Here is a 19,677-nt window from a genome sequence, read left to right as displayed (position 1 = left end):
GTTTGGCAGCCGGTCCGACCCCGGCCCACCGGTCGGGCACCAGGGCGCAGCCGGTGTGGTCCAACGGCACGAACCGTCAGCACGATTGGACGCCGACCATGAGGGTCATCACCATCGCCACCGACCTCGAACACCCCTTCCTGCAGCGGCTGCTGGCGCCGTCCTGCGCGGCGGTGGGGCTCGATCTGGTCGTCCTGGAGGGCCGGCAGCGGGGGTTCCGGCCCCGGGACAAGCGGGCGCTGCTCACCGACCACCTGGCCCGGCACGTCCCACGGGACGAGCTGGTGCTGTTCACCGACGCGTACGACACGCTCCTGCTGCGCGGGGAGGAGTACATCCGCACGGCGTACGCGGGCTTCGCGCAGCGGATCGTGTTCAGCGCCGAGCCGAACAGCTGGCCGATGGGCCCCGTCGGTCTCGCGTTGCACGAGGACCCGCCCGTCGGCCCGTACCCGTATCTCAACAGTGGCGGTTTCCTCGGGCCCGCCGGTGACCTCCTCGCCCTGTGCGCGGCGTATCCGGACCCCCCGAGCGGGCGTTTCCCGCTGCTGAACCGGCTGCGGGCGCACCAGGTCGACACGGACCGGCTGCACGGCACGAGCGACCAGTACTACTGGACCCTCGTGCAGCTTCTCGAACCGGACACCGTCGGGCTCGACCACGGGGCCGTCCTGTTCGAGAACTTCGCGCCGAGGGTCACCAACTTCTGCGAGCTGAACCGCTGGACTGACGACTTCCGCACCCACGGCAGGCAGTCGGCGAGCTACCGGCGGGAACGTTCCCGGCTCCTGTCGCGGCTGCGCACGCCCAGCGGGGCGGCCCAGGTGCACTTCGCCTCCGCCCTGGCCAAGACGGTGGTGCTGGACCTGCTCGACGAGGGTCTGCTGCCCTCCTGGCTGGTGGGGATGGTGCCACGGTGACCGCGCGACCGGAGTACGAGCAGCGCCACCGTCCGTCGCTGCAACGCAACGAGCTCCAACGCAACGACCTGCTGGCCATGCAGGCGCTGGCCCCGCTGTCGCTGACGTACCTGCCGTGGAGCGCGAGCGCCATGCGACCGAGCGGGGTGGTCGCGGTGCTCAACGAGATCATGGTCAACCGGCGGCGGTGCGTCGTCGAGCTGGGCGGTGGCGTCTCCACCTTCTACATCGGCCGGCTGCTGCGGCAGCGGGGCGGGCACCTGTGGACCGTGGAGCACGACGAGCGCTGGGCGGAACTGCTCGGTCAGGAGCTGGCGGGCGAGGGTCTCGGCGACGTGGTGACCGTGGTGCACGCCCCCCTGACACCTGTCGAGTCCCGCTGGCCGGACGAGGAGTCGACCTGGTACGAGCAGCGCCGCCTCGCGGAGATGACCGCGGGCCGGGCCGTCGACCTGCTCCTTGTCGACGGCCCTCCCGCCTACCGGGCGGCGAACGCGCACGCCCGCCATCCCGCCGGGCCCTTCTTCGCCGCGCGGTTCGCCGCGGACTTCGCCGTGGTGCTCGACGACATCGACCGGGAGGGTGAGCAGGACATCATGCGGTGCTGGGAGGAGGAGCTGGGGGTGACGTTCGAGCACCGCCCGACCAACGGCCGGATCGGCATCGGCCGGCCCGGACCGGCGTTCACGGTGTGAGCAGGGCCGGTGCCCCGCGGCGGGCCGGGTGCCGGCTGGCTAGCATCGCCCCATGATCGAGGAGCTGGTCCGGCAGGTGTCCGTCGGTGACGACGAGGCGGTCGAGGAGCTGTCCCTGGTCGCGGACGCCGAGCCGGGCAGGCTGACGCCGCACCTGGGTTCGCTGCTCGACCACGATGTGCTGTGGCCGGGAAAGCTGTACCGGGCGGCGGACGCCGACGTGGTCCGTCGGATCGTCGCGCGCGTCGACGGGGGGCGGACGCCGGAGCAGCTCAACCACCTGCTGGTCGCCCTGGCGCACACCGCCCACCCGCTGGCCGAGGACGCCCTGCGTCGCTGGTCGGCACAGCCCCCGCCCGGCGCGGACGCGCTGCACGTCGACATCCTGGACTACGCGCCCGAGGGCGGCTGGACGGTCGACCCGCAGGGCCACCGGCGCGACCTGTGCGGTGACACCGCGTACCGGTGGATCATGCGCGAGGCACCACGGCGGCCGGACGGGGCGAACTGCCCGTGGTGCGCGTCGCCGCTGTGGACGGCTGCGGACCTCGACCCGGCGGACCCCGCCGTCGGTGTCGCGTTGGCGCACACCGGCTGGTCCGGCCGCCTGGTGATCGGGACGTGCCATTTCTGCGCCTGTTACACGACGCTGTACAGCCGGGTCACACCGGACGGCGGCACCGAGTGGTGGACCGGAAACACCCGCCCCGACCATCTCGGCCCCGCCGGGGTGGAGGATCCGCCCGCGCTGCTGCCCGTCCCCGGGGAGGTCCGGCAGAGCCCCTACCAGGCCAGCGCGTGGGACCGGGGCGGCTCGACGCTGGGCGGCCGGCCCGACTGGATCCAGGACGCCGACCACCCCGACTGCCCCGGGTGCCGGCAGCCGATGGACTACGTCGGTCTGGTCGGCGGCGCGGACCTGGACGAGTACGGCGAGGGCGCCTACTACCTGCACCTGCACCGGCCGTGCGGGTTCGCCGCCGTCAACTACCAGCAGAGCTGACCCGGGCGGTGCCCCGGGGCGGCCACCCGCACCGGGGTGACCGCCCGTTCGGCGTACCGGAGGCGGTGGCCTGCGGCAGGCGGTGGTCGGGGGTGGACGGACCGTTCGTCGGGGCTCAGCCCGCGATCGCGGCCCGGAAGTACCAGCCGTTGTACTGGCTGTCGGGCAGGGTGCGGTAGACGCAACTGCTGCCCGCCTCACCCCAGTAGCTGGCGTCGATGCGCCACTGCTCGCACTCCTCGTACGTGGCGAAGGCCCCGTTCCATTCGAACGGCACGGCGGCGGCCGGGGCCGGCTGGACGGTGAAACTGACGGCGGCCGCCGCGGTGGCGACCACCGCGAGTCGGGTGAACCGGCGGCGCATCGGCTGGGGCATGGGGGTCCTTCCGCAGGGGTGACGGGACTGTGACCGATCGTAGATCCACAGTGGCCGATCGCTGATCCACCGTTCGGGCAGGCCCCCGGGAGGCCGGCGCGGGGCGGCCGGGCCGCCCCGCGCCCGCACGCGAGATCTCAGTCGTGGACGCCGACGTGGAAGTTGAAGACCGCACCGTTGCGCTTGAGGGTGAGGTTCCACTTCCCGCCGTTCTTCAGCACCTCCGGGCTGGAGTTCGGATACCGCTGGAGGAACCACTCCTCCAACCGCTGCGCCTCCGCGGCGGCGAGTACCCCGACCTCACCGATCGCCGCCGCGTGGTGCGGTTCCTGGTTGCAGCCGGCGTTGAACCGGTAGCTGGTGTCGCGGTTCCACCGGCCGCTGCCGAGCATCGTGACCGTGACCGGGCCGGATTGCTGGAACGCCAACTGCGGGACCGCGGGGTCGGCGACGACCACGCCGGGTGGTGTCTCCAGGGACGGGAACGGCACGGCCACCGTCTCGATGACGGCCTGCGATGCCCAGTTGAAGTCGACCTCGAACGGCATGCCCATCCTCCTGACCGGGGTGTCCCGTGCGCCGGCCTGTCGCGACGGCACGTCGACGTGACCCATCATGGGCGGGACCCGGCGTCACCTGACGGCCACTGTCCGTGCCCGGACACTGCCGACCAACCGACAGCGTCCGGCACGGCCCGGCCCCGGCGGGCGGTGGCGACGTCGACCGTCGGTGACGGACCGGTCGTCGCGCCGCCGGCCGTCGTCAGCAGACGGCGCGCTGACCGGAGTAGTGGACGCCGATCCGGCCGACCACGGTCAGGTCGGTCAGGGCGGTGTCGGCGGCGCGGTTGACGTAGCAGGAGTACCGGTGCTGGTTGATCACCTCGAGGTGGATGTGCGCGCCACTGTCCCCGTTGACCTGGTAGCAGCTGGAGTACCGGAACCGGCCGGTCTCACCGAGCTTGGTCCACGGGCCGACCGAGGCGCCGACGACCACACCGCCGGGCTTGTTGTTCACGTGCATCACGTCCGCCCGGCCGACGACCCCGCCGGTCGTGGTGTCCCGGGCCTCCAGCCCGATCCGGTAGCCGCCGTCGGCGAGGTTGCCGGTCGCGCAGCCCGGACGGACGGTGACCACGGTGACCGCGACCGGGTGCCCGGCCGCCGTCTTGGTGCCGAACGGGGAGACGACGGTGGCCCCCGGGTTGCGGTAGATGTCGACCGCCCAGTCGTTGGTGTAGCCCCAGTTACCGAACACGATGTGGTGGTTGGCCGGCCCGGACCCGCCGAACCTGTTCCAGGTGGACGAGCCCTGGATCGGCGGGTACACCGCGATCGCGTCGGCGGTGTCGTGCGCGGCGGCCGGGGTCGCCGGTACGGCGACGGCTCCCAGTACGAGTGTGAGTGCGCCGAGCGTACGGGCGGTGCGGAACCTCATCGTGCCTCCGAAGGGTGTGCGGAGCGGAACGAAACCACCTCGCCGATCGACGAGAGTGGATGAGGATACCGCCTGTGGCGGGACGTCGACAGCCGCCGACGGCGCGGCCGTGACGGGCCGCGCGGGTCGCCCGGCTCAGGGCGTGAGCGTCTCCCACAGGTGCGGGTGCCGGGTCAGGTGCAGCAGCCGTTCCAACAGTCGCCGGTGGGCCGGGGTGTGCGTCGGGGCCCCCCACAGGGGCGCGCTTCCCATGCCGTCCGCCGCCGCGACCACGAGCGCCAGCACGTCGGCGGGCAGCCCGTCGGCGGCGAGGGCCGCCGCCAGCCGTTCCGCGTCGGCGCGGGCGAGTTCGGCGACCGCGGGCAGCGTCATGAGCTGGGTGACCAGCGCCATCGAGGCGCGTACGGCGGCGTCGTCGTCGGCGGGGGCGACCGACGCGCGCAGGTAGGCCCGGGTCAGACGTCCCGGTGCGGTGTCGCTGGGGTCCAACGCGGCGTCGATGCCGGCCTGGAAGGAGGCGAGCTGGTCGCGGGCCAGTTCCAGGATCAGGTCGTCCTTGCTGGCGAAGTGGTAGATCAGGCCGCCCTTGGACACGCCGGCGAAGCGGGCGATGTCGTCCAGCGAGGCGTGGATCCCCCGGGCGCGGACGACGTCCGCGGCGGCGTCCAGCAGGGCACGTCGGGTGTCCTGCGGCGACCGGCCGGCTGTGCGTCCCACGGCGACACCGTACCTACGGCCGCGTGGGGCGCGGTGAGGGGATGAGCACCCAGGCCAGCACCGCCGCGCCGAGGGTCAGCGCCGCGGCGAGCGACGAGGTGACCTGCACGCCGGTGATGAACGCGTCCCGCGCCCCGGCGGCGGCCTGCGGCGGCAGCACCTGCAACGCCGAGCCCAGCGAGTCACGGACCCGGGCCGCGTCGGCGGCCGGCAGCCCGGACGGAACGCTCACCGCGTGCCGGTAGACCAGCGACAGCAGGGAGCCCAGCACCGCGATGCCCAGCACCACGCCGAGTTCGTTGGCGGTCTCGGTGATCGCCGAGACGGAACCGGCCTTGCGCGGGGGCGCGGCCGAGATGATGGCGTCGCCGGTCAGGGTCATCGCCAGCCCGATACCGAGGCCGATGGGCACGAGCGCCAACGCCAGCCACGGGTACGGCGCGTGCGCGGCGACCGCCACCCCGGCCAGCCCCGCGGCGGCCAGGCCCAGGCCGAGCGCGATGGCCCGGCCCCGGCCGAACCGGGCCACGACCGCAGCGATGATCACGACGACGACGATCGAGGCCAGGGTCGCGGGCAACTCGGCCAGGCCCGCCTGCAACGGGCCGAACCCCCTGGCGAACTGGAGGTACTGCGAGAAGAAGAACAGCATGCCGACCAGCGCGAAGATGGCGATGACGTTGGCGACGACCGCCCCGAGGAACGCCGGGTTGCCGAACAGCTCGACGTCGAGCATGGGCTGTTCCAGCCGCCGCTGCCGCCGCACGAACAGCACCCCGGCGGTCACGCCGACCAGCAGGCAGGACACCGTCACGCCGTCGACGCCGGCCCCGACCACGTGCTTGACCGCGTACACCAGCGGCACGACCGCCGCCATGGACAGCACCGCGGAGAGCACGTCGAAGCGGCCCGGTCGCGGGTCGCGGGACTCCGGAAGCAGCAGCAGGCCGGAGACCACCACCAGGACCATCACCGGCACGTTGATGAGGAACACCGAGCCCCACCAGAAGTGCTCCAGCAGGAACCCGCCCACCAGCGGCCCGACCGCCGACCCGGCGCCGAAGGCGGTGGACCAGATGGCGATGGCCCGGGTCCGTTCCCCGCTGTCGGTGAAGATGTTGCGGATCAGCGACAGGGTGGACGGCATCAGCGTCGCACCGGCCACACCGAGCAGCAGCCGGGCCCCGATCAGCGCCGGTGCGCTGGGGGCGAACGCGGCCAGCAGCGACGCCGCGCCGAACGCCACCGAACCGACCAGCAGGACCCGCTTTCGCCCGAACCGGTCGGCCAGGTTGCCCATCAGCACCAGCAGCCCCGCCAGGGTCAGCGAGTAGACGTCGCCGATCCAGAGGACCTGTTCCGCGGTCGGTGCCAGGCTCGCGGTCAGCGCCGGAACCGCCAGCGAGAGCACCGTCCCGTCGACGGCGAGCAGCAGCACCGCCGCGGCCAACACGGCCAGCGCCGCCCACCGGCGGCGGGTGGACAGCACCGGAGCGGGAACCGGGGTCGAGGACGTGATCACGCCGGAACTGTACCGACCAGCCGGTACAGTTCGTCAGGGTGACCTGCCCCACCTCGGCTGCCGGCCCACCGGAGCGCGGGCAACCCGGGTACGGGGGCCGGTCGGATGGCAGGGTGGGGCACATGGACAGGAAGCAGGTCGACGACTGGCTCGTCGGCTACGAGCGGGCCTGGCGCACGCCGGGCACGGACACCCTGGTCACGCTCTTCACCGAGGACGCGAGCTACCAGCAGGGGCCCTATCTGACCCCCGTGGTGGGCCTGCCGGCCATCGCCCGGATGTGGGAGGAACAGCGCGACGGCCCCGACGAGGTCTTCCGGATGACCAGCACGGTCGTCGCGGTCGACGGCGACACCGCCGTGTCCCGCCACGAGGTCCACTACGGCGACCCGGTCACGCAGGAGTACCGCGACCTGTGGGTGATGCGCTTCGCCGACGACGGGCGGTGCCGGTCGTTCGAGGAATGGCCGTTCTGGCCGGACCGGCAGCCGCCCGGGGTGCCGCAGTCGTGACCGGCGACACCCGGCCCCGGGCCGGTCAGGCCCGCGACCGGAACGGGGCCAGGGTGGCCCGGATCGTGTCGGCGGCACCCCAGTCGTCGTCGAACTGGGCCAGCACCGCCAGGTGCTGCCGCAGCTGGATGATCGGCATGCGGTCCCGCCAGTCGGCGTCGAGGCCGGTCAGCTCGGCGTAGACGGCGAAGAACCGACCCGACTCCGGTGGGGCCGCCGTGGTCCACAGGTGCGCCAGGTCCACCTCGGCCCACAGGTACGACACCGCCGGGTCGATCAACGCCGCCCGTCCGTCCCCGGTGGACAACACGTTCTGCGACCACAGGTCGCCGTGCGTCAGGCAGGCCGGCCGGTCCGGCAGCAGCTCGGGCAGCCGGGCACACAGCCGTTGCACCGCGGCCCGGTCGGTGGCGTCGAGCGCCGCCCGCACCCTCGGCTCACCCAGCCAGCGCAGCAGGCGGTGCTCGGCGAAGAAGGCGAAGCCGTCGTCGGCCCAGGTGTTGACCTGCCGGCGACGCCCCAACCAGTTGTCCCGGTGCCAGCCGAAGCGGGGGTGGACGGTGCTGGTGTGCAGGTGGGCCAGCGCGTGCGCGAACCGCTCCCAGAACGCCCCGTCCTGCGGCCTCGGCGACAGCAGCGACAACACCAGCAGTTCGTGGTTCGCCACGAGCACGTCGGGGGTGGCCAGCCCACCCTGCTGCCGCAGGGCCGTCAGCCCCTCGGCCTCCGCGACGAAGGCGTCGCCGTCGGGCGCCTCGGCGAAGGTCTTGACGAAGACCGGCGGCGCGTCCCTGCGGTGGGCGATCCCGGCGAGCGCGGCGAGACCACCGCTCACCGGCTCGACGGTGACGACGTCACCGATCCCGGCCCGCAGCAACCGTTCGGCGAGCAGTTCCGTCGCTCCGGTCACCCGCCGGTGCCCTCTTCGGCGCCGTCGTGCTGGTCGCCGTCCAGATAGACGTGCTGGTGGCCGTGGCCGGCGTCGACGTTGACCTGGTCGAGTTGGGTGGCGGCGACGGACCAGGCGGCGGCGGCCTGCTCCGCCTGCCGTTTCGCCAGTGCCGTCAGCGCCGCCCGCTGCGCGGGTGGCCCGGTGACCGCGAGGAGGTACGACTCGACGGCCAGGGACGTCTGTTCCACCGCGCCGCGCAGGCCGCCGCGCGCCACGTTGGTCGCCGTGCTGCCCGACGGCGGGTTGGCGAACGGCTCCGCCGCCCGCAGCAGGGTCTGCTGCCACTGACGTGCCTGCTGCTGGTCGGCGGTCGGCTCGGCCCGCAGGGCGTCGAGCACGGGGGTGATCTCGTCGCGGAGGCGTCGGGCGGTGGCCGTCAGCTCGGTGATCTGCTGGGCGTCCCGCCTCGCCTCGGCCCGGCGCAGGTCGGCGATGGTCGACTCGGTGGCGTCCGGTCGACCGACCGCATAGCCGATGCCGCCGCCGACGAGGGCGACGACGAGCCCGATCGCGGCGACGACGGCGAGCCGGGACAGCCGGCGGCGTGGTGACGCCGACGCGGCCAGCAGATACGAGGGCCTACCGGTACGACGCGACACGTCATCTCCCTGCTCGACGGGGACTGGTCGCAGCATAGTGCCGTCCGGCGGGCGGCGGGTCGCCCGTTTGTCGACCCGCCGGGGTCACCGCAGCGCCACCACGGCCTCGGTGCCCCCGTGGTGGCGCAGCACGGTCTCCGGTGCCGGATCGTGGCGCAGCAGCGTGTGCCGGACGAGGTCGGTGCCGGCGGCGAGATCGTCGAAGACCGCGATGTCCACGCTGACGGCGTGGGTGACGTAGCCGCCGGAGGCGTCCCGGCGCATGCTGCTGCCGCCCTGCCCGGCGTGGCCCAGTCCGCGCTCGCGCAGCGCCCGGTCGAGGTCGCGGGTCACCGTGGTGGCGTACCCGCGCGGGTCGGACCGTCCGCCGACCTCCAGGTGCAGGCTCAGCCGGTGGCGACGGGCCGAGCGCAGCGCGCTCGGGCCGAACCACCTGGCGACGAGGGAGCCCTGCGGCGCGCCGGTGACCGTTTCGAGGATCCAGCAGACCTCGGCGGGGTGCGCGGGTTCGGCGAGTCCGCGCAGGAGCACCGGATGCCCGACGCCGGCGGCGGCGAGCGTCCGGCCGGTCTGCGCGGCCAGGCTCAGGTCACGGTCGGCGACGGCCCGGGCCGGCAGGTCACCGAGGGCGTCGCGCGCCGGCACGGGCACGGCGGCGGCGACGGTACGCCCGGCGGCGGCCAGCAGGTCACGCCAGGCGTCGAACGGGAACTCCGACCCCGGGCCGCGCAGGCTGTAGAGCGTGAAGTCGCCGCCCTGGTCCTCGTCCTGCTCGACGGTCCAGTTGCCGGCGTCGTCGCGCTGCCAGGTGACGCCTCTGCCGCGCCCGTCGCACCGGTACAGCCAGGAGCGGACCGTCGGCCAGTAGGCGGCGTCGTCGGGACCGGTCCCGAAGGCGGCGGCCAGCAGCGGGGTGACCGCGTCGAGGTCGTCGTGCTCGCCGAGCAGCACGAACCTGCTGACCAGCGCCAGCAGCGGGCCGGGATGCGGCAGGTCCGGGTCCCGCAACGCGACGGCCCGGGCGACCAGGTCCAGTTCGTCCCAGCGCAGGGCGTGCGGGAAGGGATGCGCGTCGTCGTCCCAGCCGAGCTGCAGCGGCTCGGTCACGCCGGGCGGGCACACCCCGAGGTTGAGCATGCCGAGATCGATGTCGATCTCCAGGACGAGGGTGTGACCGTCGCCGACGTCGGCCGTCAGCGTCCACCCGGGATGGTCCTCCCAGCGCTCGTCGTCGTCATCACCGTCGTCGCCCTCAGCGCGCTCGTAGGCCGACCAGAACGACGGGTCCTTCAGCAGGTCACGCAGGTCTGCGGGGAGAGGCACGCCGGGCATCGTACCCAGCCACCCCGACGTTCCCCCGGGGTCGGTCGGCGGCGCGGTCTCCCCCGGCGTCGGCGAAATGGGCGGCGGCGGTGATCTTCGCCGGTCATACTGGCGGGCATGAAGCTCGCCGAGGCCCTGGCGTTGCGCGCGGATGCGGCGCGCCGCGCCGAGCAACTCCGTGCCCGCATCGTGGCCAGCGCCCGGTTCCAGGAGGGCGAGACACCGGCGGAGGACGCGGCGGCGCTGCTGACCGAGGCCGGCGGGGTGCTCGGTGAGCTGGAGACGCTGATCCGGCGGATCAACCGCACCAACGCCGCCACCGTGGTCGACGGCGGCACGCTCACCGACGCCCTGGCCCGCCGCGACGTGCTCCGGCTGCGGCACGGCGTGGTCACCTCCGCGGCCAACGCCGCCGCCGGTGAGGGTCAGCGGGGGTTCCGGCAGCTACGCTCGGAGCTGAGGATGATCCCGGCGCTGCCGGTGGCGCAACTACGTGGCCAGGCCGACGACCTCGCCCGGCAGATCCGCGAGGTCGACACGCTGATCCAGCGGGCCAACTGGGAGGTCGACCTGCTGGACTGACGGGTTGCGGAGCAGGTAGCCGACGTGGAGGCGTGCACCGACCCGAGAGCCGGCGGGTATCCCGGCTCACTCCTGGCGCGCCGGAGGCAGGCGCGGGGGTTCGATTCCCCGGCCATACACCGCATGCCCAGCACAGCACACAGGTGACGGCGCACAGGGCACGGCACACCACCGGGTGCAGATCCACGACGGCGAGGGTGGGACAGGGGACCTCCGCAACCCGCTCACCGGTCGTCGGCGGCCGGGTCGACCACCCGTACGCCGGGCCAGCGTGCCGCCGGGCGCTGGCGGGCGAGTCGGCGTCGGGACACCTCGCGGCCGGCCCGGGTCGGGTTGTGCCGCCACACCCCGTCGAGCAGGTCGTCCAGGCCGTACGGCGCGCAGACCGCGATCCGGTCGTCGGCGAGCAGGCGTACCGCGACGGCGGTGGCGTACTCGGGCCAGGTGGCGACCGCCTCGGCGATGGTCCGCAGCGGGGCCACCGGGTCGCCGCCGAACGTCGCCGGGTACCAGGTGTGCACGGCGGCCTGGTTCTTCGCCTCCCACGGCGGCTGCGGCCAGGCCGTCGCCAGTCGCGCGGTGGCCCGGTCGTCGTTGGCGCGGGTCAGGTCGGTCGGGTCGAGGAAGACGACGTCGACGTCCCGTACCGCCGACGGGTCGAAGCCGTGGCCGTACCGTCGGCCCCAGACCAGGTCCCGCACGACCCCCGCCCCGATCCACGCGTCCGGCAGGCCGGTGTCCCGGACCACCCGCAGGGCGCGCATCAACCACCCGTCGCCCCGGACCAGGTCCCGTAGTTCGTCCTCGCGCACCCGACCAGCCTAGGAGCAGCCAGCGTCCATGGTCGCCGCGTGGACGGGGACGGTGGGTGCTCAGGGCCGCACCGGGAGGAAGTCGGCGTCACCCCCGGTCAGGGGCAGGCCGGCGGTGGCGGCGATCCGCCGGACCGCCTCCTGAAGCGGGGTCGTCTCGGGCAGGACGGCCTCGTCGTCGTACCCGAGCAGGTCACGCGGGGCGTACCAGCCCCGCATGTCGTCCGCGGTGAACTCCGTGGCCTGCGGACGTGTCGCGTGTCGTCGCAGGGTCTCGGGCAACGAGACGTCGAGATAGACGAACACCGTCCTGCCCCGGTGACCGTCGCGCAGCGCGGTGAGCATCCGCCGGTACCGGGCGGTGTGCAGGATGCCTTCGAGGATCACGTGGTAGCCGTGGTCGAGGGCCAGCCGGACCGTCTGCCCGATGAGGGTGGGCGCGAGCCCACCGGGCCGGTCCCGCTCCCGCAACACGACCCGACGCAGGTAGTCCTGCTCGACCAGGGCGCAGCCACGACCGTGCCGCAGCCGCAACTGCCGGGCGATGCTGCTCTTGCCCGCCCCCGAGTTCCCCCGGACGACGATCAGGATCGTCCGGTCGCTGCCGGTCGGGATCGCCTCGTCCATCGCGGTGACCCTCCCCGGGTGTCGGCCGGTCCGGCCGCCGGTGCCGCGTCGACCGACGGGCCCGGCGGGACTCTGCGACGATGCCCTGGCCGCGCGGACGGGTGCGGCGGAAGGGGGGCGGCGCGGATGGTCGCGGACATCCTGGTCGGTGGCGCGGTCGCGGTGGCGGTCTCGTGGGTGGCTTTGCTGGTCGGTCTGCTGATCGTACGACCGCAGGGCTCGTTGCTGGCCGAGGCGCTGCGTATCCTGCCCGACCTGGTGCGGTTGCTGCGGCGGCTGGCCGGTGACACCACCCTGCCGCGCGGCGTCCGGGTGCGTCTGGGCCTGCTGCTGGCGTACCTGGTCGTCCCGATCGACCTGATCCCCGACTTCGTCCCGGTCCTCGGGTACGCCGACGACGCGATCCTCGTCGTCGCGGTGTTGCGCTCGGTGGTCCGCCGGGCGGGTGTCGGTGCGCTGCGCCGGCACTGGCCGGGCACACCGGACGGTTTCGCCGCGCTGTGCCGGCTGACGGGCGTCCGCTGCGCCGGCAGCGACCACGGCCGGGGCGACGCCGGCCCCGGATGACGGGCGCGGTCGTGCACCGGACGCCGGGGCGTGGAGAATCGATTCCGGCGTCCTCACCTGCGGAGACGATCGGGCCGAACCGCCACTGACACCCGTCAATGTTGCCAGAGCGGCTCCAGACGTGTTGGAATGGCTCATATCGCCGCAGCACGGGGGCAACCGTGCTGAGCACGGCCAGCACGGGAGCACCGCGGTACGGGTGGCACGCCACCCTGGCGGACGTCCGCACGTCACCGCGCCGGGCCATCGTCCTGACGACGGGCGTCCCGCCACGACAGGCACCTGAGCCTGCCGTGCGCACCCCGGCACGTGTCCCCGACGACCGGCGCGTCCGACGCCCCGGCAGCGGTCGGTCCGCCAGCACCAGAACCGGCGACGAGGTGAGAAGCGATGAGTTCCCCAGAGAGTTCCGCGTGGTACCGGCACCGCCTGGTGTGGGTGGCGGTGGTCCTGCTGGTGGTGTCGGTCGGCACGGTCGTGCTGGCCAACCGGAGCAGCACGAGGGCGGAGCCGGCGGATCTGCCGGCGCAGATCGTGGCCCGGATGCGTACCACGCTCGAACGGGCGGACCCGGCCCAGCACCAGCACGCCGGGCACGACGCCCAGCAGGGTGCCGGCGCGGAGAAGCCGCCGGTGATCTGCGGGGTCCGCGTCTACGGCTTCGAGCCGGCCGGGGCCACCACGTTCGCCGACGTCCGGACGGTCTACGGCTTCCACCTGTGCGGGATCGCCGAGCAGAAGCGCCCCTGGGACGTGGCGGTCAAGCTGGCCGGCCCGCTGATCATGGACATGTCCACCGATCCTCCGGGAATCAGGGTCGTCGAGGCGACGGCGGAGGTCAGGTTCGTCGACCGGCTCCGGGAGATGTTCCCGCCCGCGTACGCGACGATGGCGCAGCAGGAGTCGCTCGGCGCGACCGAGATGGCCGACCTGCGTCGCCGCTACGACGCCGCCGCCAAGCTGTGACGCGTCGGGCGTCGTAGCGGCCGTTTTCGGCCACCGGACCCGGCACCCGATCCGCGGTGATGCCGTGTCCCCGGTCCGCCGTGCCCGTCGTCGATCCGGTGATCTCGGACAGGTCGACCACATCCGACAGCTCGATCCAATACCACTAAACATCGATCAACGTTGATATTTTGCGTCATTGGTGCCACAGTGGATTCGGGAGCATTCGCCTTCCGATGTCTCGTACCGACGAATGGAGGATGAACAGTGCGTTCACACCAGTCCGACCAATCCGGTGGACGTCCCCGGTCAACCGTCCGCCGGTCCCTCCAGGCGCTCGTCCTGATGTTCGCCATGGTGGTCGGTACGCTGCCCATGACCAGCCCCGCCCAGGCGCACGGGACGATCATCAACCCGGCGACCCGGGCGTACCAGTGCTGGAAGACGTGGGGCAGCCAGCACACCAACCCCGCGATGCAGCAGCAGGACCCGATGTGCTGGCAGGCGTGGCAGGCCAACCCGGACACCATGTGGAACTGGATGAGCGCGTTGCGCGACGGCCTGGCCGGCCAGTACCAGCCGAGCACCCCGGACGGGCAGCTGTGCAGCAACGCCCTGTCCCGGAACAACTCGCTGAACACGCCCGGGGCGTGGAAGGCGACCACCGTCAGCCGTAACCTCACCGTCCAGATGTACGACCAGGCCAGCCACGGTGCGGACTTCTTCCGGGTCTACGTCACCAAGCAGGGGTTCAACCCGGCCACCCAGAAGGTCGGGTGGGGCAACCTGGACCTGATCACCACGACCGGGCGGTACGCGCCGGCACAGAACATCTCGTTCAACGTCTCGATCCCGTCGTCACGTTCCGGAAGCCACGTCCTGTTCTTCATCTGGAAGGCGTCGCACGCGGACCAGACCTACATGTGGTGCAGCGACATCAAGATCGCCTGATCGACGACGCGGCACTCATCCGGCCCAGGGCTGCCCCGCCCTGGGCCGGACCGTTCCCGGGCCAGCTCCACCGCCCGTCTGTCATTCAGCCGGCCCGGGGCGCGTCCCGCCGGCGTTCGTAGTCGGCGACCGTCGGGACGACGGGGAGCACGAGCAGCCCGACGAGGTACGCCACGGCGAGCAGCCCACCGGTGACCATGGTCAGCAGCAGCACGACGGTGCGCGGGTGCGCGGCGGGGCCGTCCCACCCCGGGAGATTCGACCGGGCTGACGCCGGAGCTGTTGTTACGGTCTGCGCATGCTGCCGCAGGGTTTCCCCGTGACCGCGCCGCCGGTGCTGTCCGTGACGGACGCGGCCGTCGTCCGCGACGGCAGGCCGATCCTGTCCGAGGTCTCGCTGACGGTACGGGCCGGCGAGCACTGGGCGCTGCTCGGTGCCAACGGGGCGGGCAAGAGCACCCTGCTCAGCCTCCTCGGGGCGGTCTCCCATCCCACCCGGGGCACCGTCGAGGTGCTCGGGCACCGGCTGGGCCGGGTCGACCTGCGGGAGCTGCGTTCCTACGTCGGCCACGTCAATCCACGGCACGACCCGGGTTCCCCGCTCACCGTGCACGACGTCGTGCTGACCGGGTTGACCAACACCAACGACCGGGTTCCCCGGTGGGAGCCGACGCCTGCGCAGGTCGCCGAGGCCGACCGGCTGACCGGCCTGCTCGGCCTCGGTGAGCGGCGCGGGGCGCGGTGGCCCACCCTGTCGCAGGGGGAACGGGGCCGCACGCTCATCGCCCGCGCGTTGATGCCCAGGCCCCGGCTGCTGCTGCTCGACGAGCCCGCGACCGGCCTCGACGTGGCCGGCCGGGAACAGCTCATCGAGCGGCTCGACGCACTGCAGCAGACCTGTCCGCAGCTCGCGTCCGTCCTGGTCACCCACCACCTGGAGGAACTTCCTCCCGGGACGACCCACGTCATGCTGCTGCGCGACGGACGCCCCCTGGCGTCGGGCCCCGCCGACGAGGTCCTCACCAGCGACCAGGTCAGCAAGTGTTTCGACCATCCGATCCGCCTCATCCGCACGGACGGGCGGTGGAGTGTGCGGGCGAACCGCCCGACCGCGCGCCCGGACGGTCCACCGCCGGGCGGTGAAGGCTAGGCGCGCGCGGCGCGGACGTGGTGGCGGCCGATCGGCAGCATCAGCGGCCGGCCGGAGACCGGGTCGACGATGACCCGGCTGTCCAGGCCGAAGACGGCCCGTACGCACTCCTCGGTCAGCACCTCGGCCGGCGGTCCGGCCGCGTGCAGGCCGCCGTCGGCGAGCGCGATGAGGTGGCCCGCGTAGCGGGCCGCCATGTTCAGGTCGTGCAGCACCATCACGATGGTGGTGCCGCGCGTGGCGTTCAGGTCGGTGAGCAGGTCGAGCACCTCGACCTGGTGGCTGACGTCGAGGAAGGTGGTGGGCTCGTCGAGCAGCAGCAGCTCGGTCTGCTGGGCCAGCGCCATCGCGATCCACACCCGTTGGCGCTGGCCGCCGGAGAGTTCGTCGACCGACCGGTCGGCCAGGTCGGCGGTGTGGGTGGCGTCGAGGGCGGCGGCGACCGCGCGGTCGTCGTCCCGGCTCCAGCGGGACAGCAGCCGCTGGTGCGGGTTGCGGCCCCGGCCCACCAGGTCGGCCACGGTGATGCCCTCCGGCGCGACAGGTGACTGGGGCAGCAGGCCGAGGGTACGGGCCAGTTCCTTGGCCGGTGTCCGGTGCACCTGGCGGCCGTCGAGCATGACGTGACCGGTGCGCGGGGCGAGCAGCCGCGACATCGACCGCAGCAGCGTCGACTTCCCGCAGGCGTTGGCCCCGACGATCGCGGTGATCCGGCCGGGCGGCACGAGCAGGTCGAGCGATTCGATGACGACCCGGTCGCCGTAGCCGACTGTCAGTTTCTCGGTCGTCAGGGCGTGGTCGGTGGTCACAGCGAGCCTCCGGCGCGGTTCGTGCGGACGAGCAGGTAGATGAGGTACGGGGCACCGAGCACCCCGGTGACCACCCCCACCGGGAAGCGGATGTCGAAGGCGAACTGGCCGATGAAGTCGGCGACCAGCACCAGCAGCGCGCCGACGAGGGCGGACGGCACCAACGGTGAGCCGCCGGCCCCGACGAGCCGGGCGGCGATCGGCCCGGCCAGGAAGGCCACGAACGCGATCGGCCCGGTGGCCGCCGTGGCGAACGCGATCAGACCGACGGCCGCGACGATCGAGACCAGCCGGGTACGTTCCAGCCGGGTGCCGAGCGCCGCGGCGGTGTCGTCGCCGAGTTGCAGCATGGTCAGGCTGCGCGCCCGACTCAGCAGCACCGGGCCGAACAGGGCCAGGGCGGCCAGCACCGGCACCGTCTCGTCCCAGGTGGAGCCGTTGAGGCTGCCGTTGAGCCAGCGGGTCGCCGCCTGCAGGTCCCACTGGCCGGCCTGGTTGAGGATGTACGCGGTGGCGCTGTTGAGCATGGCGGCGATGCCGATGCCGATCAGCACCAGCCGGGTGCCGGCCACGCCATCTTTGAACGACAGCAGGTAGATGAGCACGGCGACGCCGAGTGCGGCGACGATGGCGAAGACCGCGACGCCGGTCTCGTCCAGCCCGAGCACGATGATCGCGAAGGCCGCGGCGGCGCTCGCCGCCGAGCTGATGCCGATGATGTCGGGGCTGGCGAGCGGGTTGCGCATCATGGTCTGGAAGGTGACCCCGCCCATGCCGAAGCAGAGACCGGTCGCCAGGGCCAGGACCGTGCGGGGCAGCCGGAGTTCACCCACGGTGAACGACGCGCCGGGCACGGTCTCGCCGAGGATCACCCGCAGCACGTCGCCGGCCGGGTAGAAGGTCCGCCCGACCATCAGCGAGACGACGACCATGACGGCCACCGCCAGGGTGAGTGCGGCGAGCACGGCGCGTCGTCGGCGGCTACGCCGGACCCGGCCGCGGGTGACGGCCTGAAGGGTCGTGGTGCTCACAGTTCGCGTACCTTCTGCCGGCGGACGATGTAGATGAAGAACGGGGCGCCGATCAGGGCGGTGATGATGCCGGCCTCGATCTCGTCGGGGCGGTTCACCACCCGTCCGGCGACGTCCGCGACGGTCAGCAGCGCGGCGCCGACCAGGGTCACGAACGGCAACAGCCAGCGGTGGTCGAGTCCGACGAGCAGCCGGCACAGGTGCGGGACGATCAGGCCGACGAAGGCGATCGGCCCGGCGACCGCGGTGGCCGCGCCGCAGAGCACCACCGCGCCGGCGGCGGCGATCCCCCGCACCAGGGCGACGCGTTCGCCGAGGCCGGCGGCGAGGTCGTCTCCGAGCGCGAGGGAGTTCAGGGCCCGGGCGCACAGCAGGCAGACGGCCAGCCCGGCGGCCAGGAACGGCAGGACCTGGCCGATGCTGTCCCAGCTGGCCCCGCCGACGCCGCCGACCTGCCAGGACTGGAAGTTCTCGGCGATGTCGCCGCGCGGCAGCACGACCGCGGCCACCAGCGACGCGAGGGCGGCGGAGGTGGCCGCCCCGGCCAGGGCGATCTTGAGCGGGGTGGCGCCGCCGCGACCGAGTGAGCCGACGGCGTAGACGAACAGCGAGGACAGCGCCGCCCCGGCGATGGCGACCCAGATGTACGCGGTGGCGGTGTACAGGCCGACGGTGGCCAGGCCGACCGCGATGGCCAGCATCGCGCCCATGTTCACCCCGAGGATGCCCGGGTCGGCGAGCGGATTGCGGGTGACGCCCTGCATCACCGCGCCGGACAGGGCCAGGGCCGCGCCGACGAGGGCGGCGAGCACCGTACGGGGCAGGCGTTTGACCACGGCCGCCTGGTCGAGGGTGTCCTGGGTGCCGCCGAGCGCGGCGGTGATGTCGGCCCACCCGACGACCCGGGAGCCGAAGGCCACCGACGCGACCAGGGTCAGGGCCAGCGCGCCGAGGACGACCAGGAGCCAGGTCAGGCGGGTCCGGGCCGGGCGTCGCCGCAGGGCGACGTCCGGCCCGGAGGTGGTTGCACCGGTCATCAGAGCTTGTCGGCGGCTTTGCCGAGCAGGTCGACGTAGTCCTTGAGGACGTACGACACGCCGAGCGGCGTCGGGTTGGCGGCGGTGGCGACGGGGGTGCTGCCGGGCAGGGAGACGAAGGAGCCGCGCTTGATCGCAGGGATCTTGGACAGCAGCGGGTCCTTCTGGAGGGTGGCCAGGGTGGTGCCGGCGGCGTCACCGTAGGTCACGATGATGTCCACGTCGCTGAGGTTCTGCACCTGCTCGGCGCTCTGGGTGAGGCTGAACTCCTTGGTGGTCGCGGAGGCCTTCGCGATGCTCTCCGGGTGCTTCATGCCGAGGTCGGTGAAGAACTGGGCCCGGGTGTCGTTCGTGGTGTAGAAGCTGATCTTGCTGAGGTCGGTCGGGTCGAGGTGGGTCAGGAACATCGCCGACCGGCCGGCCAGCTTCGGGTAGCGGGCGGCCTCGTCCTTCATCTGCTTCTCGATCTTGGCGATCAGTGCGTCACCCTCGGCGGCCAGGCCGAGGGCCTTGCTCTCCAGCGTGATGCTGTCGCGCCAGGACGTCGCCCAGGGTGCCTGCGGGTACGCGACGACCGGCGCGATCTTGCTCAGGGTGTCGTAGTCCTGCTTGGTCAGGCCGGAGTAGGCGGCCAGGATGATGTCCGGCCTGGTGTTCGCCACCGCCTCGAAGTCGATGCCGTCGGTCTCGTCGAACAGCACCGGGGTCGACGCGCCGAGTTCCTTGAGCCGAGCGGCGTCCCAGGGCAGCAGCCCGTCGCCGTCCTCGTCGCCGAAGTTGGCCTTGGCGTAGCCGACCGGGACGACGCCCAGGGCGAGGGGGACCTCGTGGTTGGCCCAGTTGACGGTGGCGACCCGTTCGGGCTTCTTCGCGATCGTGGTGGTGCCCAGCGCGTGGGTGACGGTCAGCGGGAAGGTCGCCGTCGCGGACCCGGACCCGGACGCGGCGGGCTTCTCGTCGGCGTCGGAGGACCCGCCGCAGGCGGCGAGGGCGAGCGTGGTGGCGACCGCGACGATTCCGGTGAGCAGCCGGGTGGGGCGCATACGGAGTACTCCAACTCACATAGTAAGGACAGGCTTACCTAAAACTTGATCGGTAAAGTACTCCACG

24 protein-coding genes are annotated in these 19,677 nt (G+C 72.8%); 9 read left to right on the top strand and 15 right to left on the bottom strand.

What is annotated here, in order from left to right; genetic code table 11:
* The first annotated feature begins 98 nt into the window (after positions 1–98).
* From ACN261_RS21910 to ACN261_RS21900, 3 genes are read left to right on the top strand one after another with little or no spacing between them, the layout of a single operon-like run.
* On the top strand, positions 99–920 hold the full coding sequence (locus ACN261_RS21910) for a glycosyltransferase domain-containing protein (protein ID WP_421481535.1): 822 nt from the start codon (positions 99–101) through the stop codon (positions 918–920).
* Positions 917–1,615: a class I SAM-dependent methyltransferase gene (locus ACN261_RS21905; RefSeq protein WP_421481534.1), complete on the top strand. Its 699-nt coding sequence runs from the start codon at positions 917–919 to the stop codon at positions 1,613–1,615. Before ACN261_RS21910 ends, ACN261_RS21905 begins: the two co-directional genes overlap by 4 nt.
* Positions 1,616–1,667: 52 nt before the next feature.
* Positions 1,668–2,618 carry a hypothetical protein gene (locus ACN261_RS21900; protein ID WP_425851880.1) on the top strand — a complete coding sequence of 317 codons (951 nt, stop codon included), beginning with the start codon at positions 1,668–1,670 and terminating at the stop codon, positions 2,616–2,618.
* Positions 2,619–2,733: 115 nt separating this feature from the next.
* Here the strand turns inward: ACN261_RS21900 and ACN261_RS21895 are convergent, their stop codons facing one another.
* The 5 genes from ACN261_RS21895 to ACN261_RS21875 form a co-directional block, all read right to left on the bottom strand.
* On the bottom strand, positions 2,734–2,994 hold the full coding sequence (locus ACN261_RS21895) for a hypothetical protein (RefSeq protein WP_421481532.1): 261 nt from the start codon (positions 2,992–2,994) through the stop codon (positions 2,734–2,736).
* 137 nt (positions 2,995–3,131) lie between these two features.
* Complete coding sequence (locus ACN261_RS21890; protein WP_421481531.1) at positions 3,132–3,542, bottom strand: hypothetical protein; 411 nt, start codon at positions 3,540–3,542, stop codon at positions 3,132–3,134.
* 214 nt (positions 3,543–3,756) lie between these two features.
* Positions 3,757–4,431: a hypothetical protein gene (locus ACN261_RS21885; protein ID WP_421481530.1), complete on the bottom strand. Its 675-nt coding sequence runs from the start codon at positions 4,429–4,431 to the stop codon at positions 3,757–3,759.
* A 135-nt stretch (positions 4,432–4,566) separates the two neighbouring features.
* Positions 4,567–5,148, bottom strand: a complete 582-nt coding sequence (locus ACN261_RS21880) for a TetR/AcrR family transcriptional regulator (RefSeq protein ID WP_421481529.1) — start codon at positions 5,146–5,148, stop codon at positions 4,567–4,569.
* Positions 5,149–5,161: 13 nt separating this feature from the next.
* On the bottom strand, positions 5,162–6,670 hold the full coding sequence (locus ACN261_RS21875) for an MFS transporter (protein WP_421481528.1): 1,509 nt from the start codon (positions 6,668–6,670) through the stop codon (positions 5,162–5,164).
* Positions 6,671–6,792: 122 nt separating this feature from the next.
* Between ACN261_RS21875 and ACN261_RS21870 the strand changes: the two genes are divergently transcribed.
* Positions 6,793–7,182, top strand: coding sequence for a YybH family protein (locus tag ACN261_RS21870; RefSeq protein WP_421481527.1), 390 nt, complete (start codon positions 6,793–6,795; stop codon positions 7,180–7,182).
* A gap of 25 nt (positions 7,183–7,207) precedes the next feature.
* Here ACN261_RS21870 and ACN261_RS21865 read toward each other — a convergent pair whose 3' ends face one another.
* From ACN261_RS21865 to ACN261_RS21855, 3 genes are all read right to left on the bottom strand, one after another.
* A complete protein-coding gene (locus ACN261_RS21865; protein ID WP_425851877.1) occupies positions 7,208–8,092 on the bottom strand; it encodes a fructosamine kinase family protein in 885 nt (294 codons plus the stop codon).
* Positions 8,089–8,733, bottom strand: coding sequence for a hypothetical protein (locus ACN261_RS21860; protein WP_421481525.1), 645 nt, complete (start codon positions 8,731–8,733; stop codon positions 8,089–8,091). The genes ACN261_RS21865 and ACN261_RS21860 overlap by 4 nt, the downstream gene beginning before the upstream one ends.
* Before the next feature lie 84 nt (positions 8,734–8,817).
* Entirely contained in the window at positions 8,818–10,056 is a 1,239-nt protein-coding gene (locus ACN261_RS21855; RefSeq protein ID WP_421481524.1) for a hypothetical protein, read from the bottom strand.
* Positions 10,057–10,173: 117 nt separating this feature from the next.
* Here ACN261_RS21855 and ACN261_RS21850 point away from each other — a divergent pair, with 117 nt between their 5' ends.
* Positions 10,174–10,638: a DIP1984 family protein gene (locus tag ACN261_RS21850; protein ID WP_421481523.1), complete on the top strand. Its 465-nt coding sequence runs from the start codon at positions 10,174–10,176 to the stop codon at positions 10,636–10,638.
* 224 nt (positions 10,639–10,862) lie between these two features.
* Here ACN261_RS21850 and ACN261_RS21845 read toward each other — a convergent pair whose 3' ends face one another.
* Positions 10,863–11,450 (bottom strand): nucleotidyltransferase family protein, encoded by a 588-nt coding sequence (locus tag ACN261_RS21845; protein ID WP_421481522.1) that lies wholly within the window; start codon positions 11,448–11,450, stop codon positions 10,863–10,865.
* Positions 11,451–11,510: 60 nt separating this feature from the next.
* Positions 11,511–12,077, bottom strand: coding sequence for a kinase (locus tag ACN261_RS21840; protein ID WP_421481521.1), 567 nt, complete (start codon positions 12,075–12,077; stop codon positions 11,511–11,513).
* 126 nt (positions 12,078–12,203) lie between these two features.
* Between ACN261_RS21840 and ACN261_RS21835 the strand changes: the two genes are divergently transcribed.
* The 3 genes from ACN261_RS21835 to ACN261_RS21825 all read left to right on the top strand — a co-directional run bounded on the left by ACN261_RS21835 (position 12,204) and on the right by ACN261_RS21825 (position 14,540).
* Positions 12,204–12,644, top strand: coding sequence for a YkvA family protein (locus ACN261_RS21835; protein WP_425851873.1), 441 nt, complete (start codon positions 12,204–12,206; stop codon positions 12,642–12,644).
* A 390-nt stretch (positions 12,645–13,034) separates the two neighbouring features.
* Positions 13,035–13,610: a hypothetical protein gene (locus ACN261_RS21830; RefSeq protein ID WP_421481519.1), complete on the top strand. Its 576-nt coding sequence runs from the start codon at positions 13,035–13,037 to the stop codon at positions 13,608–13,610.
* 354 nt (positions 13,611–13,964) lie between these two features.
* Complete coding sequence (locus ACN261_RS21825; protein ID WP_421481518.1) at positions 13,965–14,540, top strand: lytic polysaccharide monooxygenase; 576 nt, start codon at positions 13,965–13,967, stop codon at positions 14,538–14,540.
* An 85-nt stretch (positions 14,541–14,625) separates the two neighbouring features.
* Here ACN261_RS21825 and ACN261_RS21820 read toward each other — a convergent pair whose 3' ends face one another.
* Positions 14,626–14,754 (bottom strand): hypothetical protein, encoded by a 129-nt coding sequence (locus tag ACN261_RS21820; protein ID WP_421481517.1) that lies wholly within the window; start codon positions 14,752–14,754, stop codon positions 14,626–14,628.
* Between the two features lie 84 nt (positions 14,755–14,838).
* On the opposite strand from ACN261_RS21820, the gene ACN261_RS21815 reads away from it, so the two are divergent.
* Entirely contained in the window at positions 14,839–15,690 is an 852-nt protein-coding gene (locus tag ACN261_RS21815; RefSeq protein WP_421481516.1) for an ABC transporter ATP-binding protein, read from the top strand.
* Here ACN261_RS21815 and ACN261_RS21810 read toward each other — a convergent pair.
* From ACN261_RS21810 to ACN261_RS21795, 4 genes are read right to left on the bottom strand one after another with little or no spacing between them, the layout of a single operon-like run.
* Entirely contained in the window at positions 15,687–16,499 is an 813-nt protein-coding gene (locus ACN261_RS21810) for an ABC transporter ATP-binding protein (RefSeq protein WP_421481515.1), read from the bottom strand. The two genes, ACN261_RS21815 and ACN261_RS21810, sit on opposite strands and share 4 nt — an antisense overlap.
* On the bottom strand, positions 16,496–17,530 hold the full coding sequence (locus ACN261_RS21805) for a FecCD family ABC transporter permease (RefSeq protein WP_421481514.1): 1,035 nt from the start codon (positions 17,528–17,530) through the stop codon (positions 16,496–16,498). The genes ACN261_RS21810 and ACN261_RS21805 overlap by 4 nt, the downstream gene beginning before the upstream one ends.
* A complete protein-coding gene (locus ACN261_RS21800; RefSeq protein WP_421481513.1) occupies positions 17,527–18,567 on the bottom strand; it encodes a FecCD family ABC transporter permease in 1,041 nt (346 codons plus the stop codon). Before ACN261_RS21800 ends, ACN261_RS21805 begins: the two co-directional genes overlap by 4 nt.
* The gene (locus tag ACN261_RS21795) at positions 18,567–19,610 is read right to left on the bottom strand and encodes an iron-siderophore ABC transporter substrate-binding protein (protein ID WP_421481512.1); all 1,044 of its coding nucleotides are present in this window, start codon (positions 19,608–19,610) and stop codon (positions 18,567–18,569) included. The genes ACN261_RS21800 and ACN261_RS21795 overlap by 1 nt, the downstream gene beginning before the upstream one ends.
* Positions 19,611–19,677 lie beyond the last annotated feature (67 nt).

The sequence above is a fragment of the Micromonospora sp. WMMD723 genome (genome assembly GCF_049863385.1).
GTDB lineage: Bacteria > Actinomycetota > Actinomycetes > Mycobacteriales > Micromonosporaceae > Micromonospora > Micromonospora wenchangensis.
The sequence above is the reverse complement of the archived record's forward strand: the minus strand, read 5'-3'. Positions and strand labels throughout refer to the sequence as shown.